Consider the following 6,315-nt stretch of genomic DNA (forward strand, 5'->3'; position numbering starts at 1 on the left):
CTTCCCCCTTCTTGCAAGTTTTTTATGTAAAAAAGAAATGAGCTGGTGTGAGCCAGCCCATTCTGTTGTCTAGCTTATGGCTTTACTGTGATACTGAGATTTTCGCAATCTTTCCTTGTTCAATATACACCAATAAGATGGATATGTCAGCCGGATTAACACCTGAGATGCGCGTAGCTTGTGCGATAGATAGCGGACGAACTTCTGCAAGTTTACCTCGAGCTTCAGTCGCAATTCCGGAAATCGCATGATAATCAATATTATCAGGAATTTTTTTGTTCTCCATTTTTTTAAGTTTATCAACTTGTTGCAACGACTTCTCGATATAGCCTTCATATTTAATATGGATTTCGACTTGTTCTTTTACTTCAGCTTCCAATTCTATCGTCGAAGCTGTCAGTTGTGAAATCATGTCATAAGTCATTTCCGGACGCTTCAATAAATCCGCTCCCCGAATACCGTCTTTCAATTCACTGCCGCCTGCGTCACGAATCACTTGCTGAGTCGTTTCGTTTGGCTTTATCATAATGCCTCTCAAGCGCTTAATTTCTTCTTCAATACGCTCTTTTTTCGCAAGGAATTTCACATAGCGCTCTTCTTTAACCATGCCGATTGCATAAGCCAGTTCCGTTAAACGCATATCTGCATTGTCATGACGAAGCAATAAGCGATATTCTGCACGAGATGTTAACAAACGATAAGGTTCGTTTGTCCCCTTTGTTACCAAATCATCAATTAAGACACCGATATACGCGTCAGAACGACTCAAAATAACTTCTTCTTTGCCGAGCACTTTCGCTGCTGCATTGATTCCCGCCATTAGTCCTTGACCAGCTGCTTCTTCGTAGCCAGACGTTCCGTTAATTTGACCTGCAGTGTAAAGATTTTCAATTTGTTTTGACTCTAATGTTGGCCATAATTGCGTCGGAACGATGGCATCATACTCGATAGCATAACCTGCACGCATCATTTCAGCCTTCTCAAGCCCTGGAATCGATTCTAACAGCTTCCGTTGGACATGTTCAGGCAAACTTGTTGAAAGACCTTGTACGTAAACCTCGCGCGTATTACGACCTTCAGGTTCTAAAAAGATCTGGTGACGTGGTTTGTCATTAAAACGAACGACTTTGTCTTCAATTGAAGGACAATAACGCGGACCCGTTCCTTTGATCATTCCAGAATACATCGGTGATAGGTGTAAATTATCATCAATTACTTGATGCGTTTGCTCATTTGTATAAGTTAACCAGCATGGCAGTTGATCCGTGATATATTCTGTCGTTTCATAACTGAAAGCGCGAGGTACATCGTCTCCAGGTTGAATTTCAGTTTTGCTGTAATCAATGCTGTTACTGTTAACGCGCGGAGGTGTTCCCGTTTTAAAGCGGACTGTTTCAAATCCAAGTTTTTCTAGATTTTCTGCCAATTTAATGGAAGGTTGCTGATTATTTGGCCCACTTGAGTAACGCAAATCGCCAATGATAATTTCACCACGCAGAAATGTTCCAGTCGTGATAACGACTGATTTGGCGCGATAAATGCCTCCTACTTGTGTGATCAACCCTTGAATTTTACCGTCTTCAACAATTAGTTCCTCAGCTATCCCTTGATGCAAGGTTAAATTTGGGGCTTCTTCCATCAGACGCTTCATTTCCTGCTGGTAGAGCACTTTATCAGCTTGTGCGCGTAGTGCGCGTACAGCTGGTCCTTTAGCGGTATTCAACATTCTCATTTGAATGTGTGTTTTATCGATCACGCGTCCCATGGCTCCGCCAAGTGCATCAATTTCACGTACAACAATACCTTTCGCTGGCCCACCAATTGATGGGTTACAAGGCATAAATGCGATCATATCCAAATTCATCGTTAAAACAAGCGTTTTAGCGCCCATTCGTGCAGAGGCAAGAGCAGCTTCCGCTCCTGCATGTCCTGCTCCTACAACGATGACATCGAACGTACCTGCTTCATATTGTGGCATGTTCGTTCATTCCCTTCGAGTTTTATTTCCCTAGACAGAACTGAGAAAATAATTGGTTAAGGAGGCCATCATCTGCGGTGTCTCCAATAATTTCCCCAAGAATTTCCCATGTTCGAGTAACGTCAATTTGAATCATGTCTACGGGAACTTCCATTTCAGCGGCCTCTATAGCGTCTGAAATGGTTTTGTGCGCCTGATGTAGCAATGCAATGTGGCGCACATTGGACACATAAGTCATGTCCCCGGCCTCTATTTCTCCCTGGAAAAATAGAGCAGCTATCGCTTCTTCAAGTTGGTCGATGCCTTCTTCTTCGATTAACGAAGTCGTTACAAGCAATTTATCGCCTGCAAGCTTCTGTACTTGACCTAAATCTATTTTCTGCGGCAAATCGGTTTTGTTAATAACAACGATATAGTCCATGTCTTTAACTGTTTCAAACAACAACTCATCTTCTGGAGTCAGCGTTTCTGCGTAATTCAGCACGTAAAGAATCAAATCTGCTTCCTTTAGTACTTTTCTTGAGCGCTCAACACCAATCCGTTCGACAATATCTTCCGTTTCGCGAATCCCAGCTGTATCAACTAAACGCAATGGAACACCACGGACATTTACGTATTCCTCTATTATATCACGGGTTGTTCCCGCTATTTCGGTGACAATGGCTTTATTCTCTTGAACAAGGCTATTTAATAGCGAAGATTTCCCAACATTGGGGCGCCCCAAAATAACAGTTGAAAGTCCTTCTCTCAAGATTTTTCCTTGTGATGAGGTCTGCAATAGTTTATCAATTTCCGAACGGACCCACTTCGATTTTTCTAGCATAATTGGACGTGTCATTTCTTCTACGTCGTCATATTCTGGATAATCGATATTGACTTCCATTTGAGCAATCGATTCAAGTAAAGCTTGGCGCAATGTGCCAATTAGTTTTGATAACTTGCCTTCCATTTGGTTAAGTGCAACATCCATGGCACGATCCGTTTTTGCACGAATCAAGTCCATCACTGCTTCTGCTTGAGATAAATCGATTCGGCCATTTAAAAATGCTCGTTTCGTAAACTCACCTGGTTCGGCAAGTCTTGCTCCTGCACGTAGTACCAATTCAAGCACACGATTGACCGACACAATTCCGCCGTGGCAGTTAATTTCTACAACATCTTCACGGGTAAAGGTTTTTGGTGCTTTCATGAGCGATACCATGACTTCTTCCGCTACTTCTCCTGTTGTTGGATCTTCAAGGTGTCCGTAATGGATTGTATGCGTTACTTGGGAAGCTAGCGCTCTTTTGCTTGGAGCCCGAAACAGCTTGTCCGCAATTGCAACAGCTTCAGGACCACTCAAGCGGACAATTGCGATTGCTCCCTCTCCACTCGGTGTCGATATGGCAGCGATTGTATCGAATTCCATGGTGTTTCCTCCTCTTAAGAAAAGCGACAGCGGCCGTTTTGCAGACCGATATAGCTTGACAGTTGAAAAACAGCATCGCTCGCTCTGTGGATAAAAACAGAACAGCTAGGCAGCTTAATGATCAAAATATATATTCACAGCTTTATTTTCGCTTAAAAAAAGTTGCCCACATGTGGACAACCAGTAAATGAACGTGGCTTTCTAACATATTACATTAGCATAAACCACTCCAAATCAAAAGACACAGAGCTCCATTTTGATAAATTTCGTCAATTTGGCATAAAAAAGCCCACCAAATTGGCGGGCTTTTTGTTATTTATGAGGTTCGATGACTAGGTAGCGGTTTGGATCTTTGCCTTCCGAATGCGTATCGATGTCTAAACGTCTTGATAATGTCTGATGGATGACTTTTCGTTCAGAGGATGGCATTGGTTCAAACTGAACACGCCCACCGGTCCGAATTGCCTTGTCTGCCATTCGATCTGCTAATTGTTCTAGCGTCTCTTGGCGACGTTCACGATAATTCTCAGCATCTAGTTGAATCATCATAAATTGATTTGAATATTTATTCGCAACCAATTGAGCTAGTTGCTGAAGGGAATTTAAGGTTTGTCCTCGTTTGCCGATCAGCATCGCTACTTTTTCACTTTCAAGATAAAAGCTGACTTTTTTGCCAAGCTGTTCATGTGTAATCGATAAATCTTCAATTTTCATGCCTTTAGCAATCGATTGAATATAGTTTTTTGTTTCTTCAATGGCTTGTTCGTTAGAGAGCGCAGGAACTTCTTCTTTTTCAAGCAATTCTCCAGGTATTTCAAAAATTTCAGTCGTTTGTTCGAGTGTGTCACTATTTTCAGGAGCAGCTGTTTTTTCAATTACGGTAACTTCAACTTCTGCTTTTTTAGCACCAAAACCGAAAAATCCTTTCTTTTCTTGCTGAATGATCTGGATTGTAACTTCTTCACGTGGAACTTGGAGTTTTTCTAATGCTTCAGATATCGCGTTTTCAACAGTTAAACCCGTTTGCGTAATCTGTTTCACTTTTTAGCCCCTCCTGCTTTCGTTTTAACAGGCTGTTGTGTCTCTTTTTTCTCCCATGGACGATAAATAACCAAGTTTTGAATAAGGGAAATAACATTCCCAATTACCCAGTACAATGTCAATGCAGATGGCAACACGATACCAAATCCGATAATCATTACCGGCATGAAATACATCATAATTTTCATTTGAGGATTATCCATTGCTGGTCCAGTACGCAATACGACAAATTGCATCAATCCAGCAATTACCGCTAAAATAATACTCGGTTCTGCTAATGGAAAAATAAGGAATGATCCTAAATCGATTTCAGGCGTATTATTCATACGACTAATTGCGTGATAAAAACCGATCAGTACCGGCATTTGAATCAAAACAGGCAAACAACCCGCCATTGGATTGACGCCTCTTTCTTGGAACAAAGCCATCATTTCTTTTTGATATTTCTGTTGTGTGACAGCATCTTTTGACTTGTATTTTTCTTTTAATTTAACAAGTTCAGGCTGTACTTCTTGCATACGTTTCGAACTCTTTGTCTGTTTGATCATTAATGGCAGCATGACCAATCGAATGATGATCGTAACAGCAATAATCCCGAAGCCGTAAGTTCCTAGTAAACCTTTAAAGAATTTAATAGTTGATACCAGTGGCCAGACAATAAATTCATTCCAAAATCCTTCACTTTGATCACTAATCGGCTGATCGAACTCTGTACAACCCGAAAGCAGCAAGGCTACCGCGATCAATGAAATAAGCAGAACTAATTTCTTATTCACCCTTCTTCCCCCAAACTAATTTCAATTACTTCTATAATAACATCTATTCTGACTAGTCTTCTACTTCTTCGGCAATGTACGAGCAATCTTCAATACATGTTCGAGACTTTTCTTGCTTTCATGAAAATCCAATGTGGCCGCCTGTGGTCGGGCGATGATAATGTAGTCTGCATTCGGCAATAGTTCGTCTTTCAATTCCAAGAAAGTTTGCCGGATATAACGTTTCACCCGGTTACGTACTACCGCATTTCCTACTTTTTTACTGACAGATAGTCCTATGCGAAACTCTGGCTGCTCACTCTTTAGCACATAAACAATAAACTGCCGATTCGCAAAGGATTTTCCTTTTTTAAAGATTTGCTGAAATTCTTTATTCTTCTTGATCCGTTGATCCTTGTTCATTCTTTCACCTGCTTATTTTAATACCTTTTCGCCAAAATCAAGCAGAAAAGAAAAAAAAGACCACTGATGCGGTCAGTGGACTTAAGCTGATAATACTTTTCTTCCTTTACGGCGACGAGCTGCGATAATGCGACGTCCGTTCTTCGTGCTCATACGTGCTCTAAAGCCGTGTACTTTGCTATGCTTACGTGTATTTGGTTGGTATGTGCGTAATGTCATATATGACACCTCCTATATTGAGAGTTAACTATTTATCTAAAGACAGTCTCGACTATTATAAAGGCGCAAGGCTATAAATGTCAATGTCTCATTAAAAAACAACTCAAAAACCTCTTCTTCTTTATTGATTAAGTTATACACAATTTCTAACCGTATCTCTTAGCCTCCTGTTTACTATTTTTACGATGAAAATAATTATCCACAAGCCTTATCTACAGTTTTTTAACATACGAACCTCTTGTGGATAGTTTGTATGTGCAGAAAAAAAGTTATGTGGATAACTTAAAGAACTTCTTGTATTGTCTCTTCTTTTTTGGTAACATTAACTTGTTTTCACTTGTTAATAGTTTTTACTCTAAATAAGTTATCCACAAATTGTGGGTAAGGTGTGGACAGTTATTCCCCACCTTGTTTATGAATGTTATCCACAAGCTGTGATTTTGTGTATGATATACTTTAAAATATAGTTTAAATATAAAGGAGAAGAGCTA

Annotated in this window: 6 protein-coding genes; all 6 read right to left on the reverse strand. The window is 40.4% G+C overall.

Annotated elements, in window-relative coordinates; translation table 11 throughout:
* Window positions 1–82: 82 nt before the first annotated feature.
* Entirely contained in the window at window positions 83–1,978 is a 1,896-nt protein-coding gene (gene mnmG, locus AJGP001_RS17280) for a tRNA uridine-5-carboxymethylaminomethyl(34) synthesis enzyme MnmG (RefSeq protein ID WP_071152952.1), read from the reverse strand.
* A gap of 22 nt (window positions 1,979–2,000) precedes the next feature.
* Window positions 2,001–3,386 (reverse strand): tRNA uridine-5-carboxymethylaminomethyl(34) synthesis GTPase MnmE, encoded by a 1,386-nt coding sequence (gene mnmE / locus AJGP001_RS17285; protein WP_058383856.1) that lies wholly within the window; start codon window positions 3,384–3,386, stop codon window positions 2,001–2,003.
* A gap of 312 nt (window positions 3,387–3,698) precedes the next feature.
* Window positions 3,699–4,427, reverse strand: coding sequence for an RNA-binding cell elongation regulator Jag/EloR (gene jag, locus AJGP001_RS17290; protein WP_071152953.1), 729 nt, complete (start codon window positions 4,425–4,427; stop codon window positions 3,699–3,701).
* Window positions 4,424–5,203 carry a membrane protein insertase YidC gene (yidC, locus tag AJGP001_RS17295; RefSeq protein ID WP_058383854.1) on the reverse strand — a complete coding sequence of 260 codons (780 nt, stop codon included), beginning with the start codon at window positions 5,201–5,203 and terminating at the stop codon, window positions 4,424–4,426. Before yidC ends, jag begins: the two co-directional genes overlap by 4 nt.
* A gap of 60 nt (window positions 5,204–5,263) precedes the next feature.
* On the reverse strand, window positions 5,264–5,605 hold the full coding sequence (gene rnpA / locus AJGP001_RS17300; protein WP_058383853.1) for a ribonuclease P protein component: 342 nt from the start codon (window positions 5,603–5,605) through the stop codon (window positions 5,264–5,266).
* An 81-nt stretch (window positions 5,606–5,686) separates the two neighbouring features.
* A complete protein-coding gene (rpmH, locus tag AJGP001_RS17305) occupies window positions 5,687–5,824 on the reverse strand; it encodes a 50S ribosomal protein L34 (RefSeq protein WP_038705267.1) in 138 nt (45 codons plus the stop codon).
* Window positions 5,825–6,315: the final 491 nt, after the last annotated feature.

Source organism: Planococcus faecalis (assembly GCF_002009235.1).
GTDB classification, from domain to species: Bacteria; Bacillota; Bacilli; order Bacillales_A; family Planococcaceae; genus Planococcus; species Planococcus kocurii.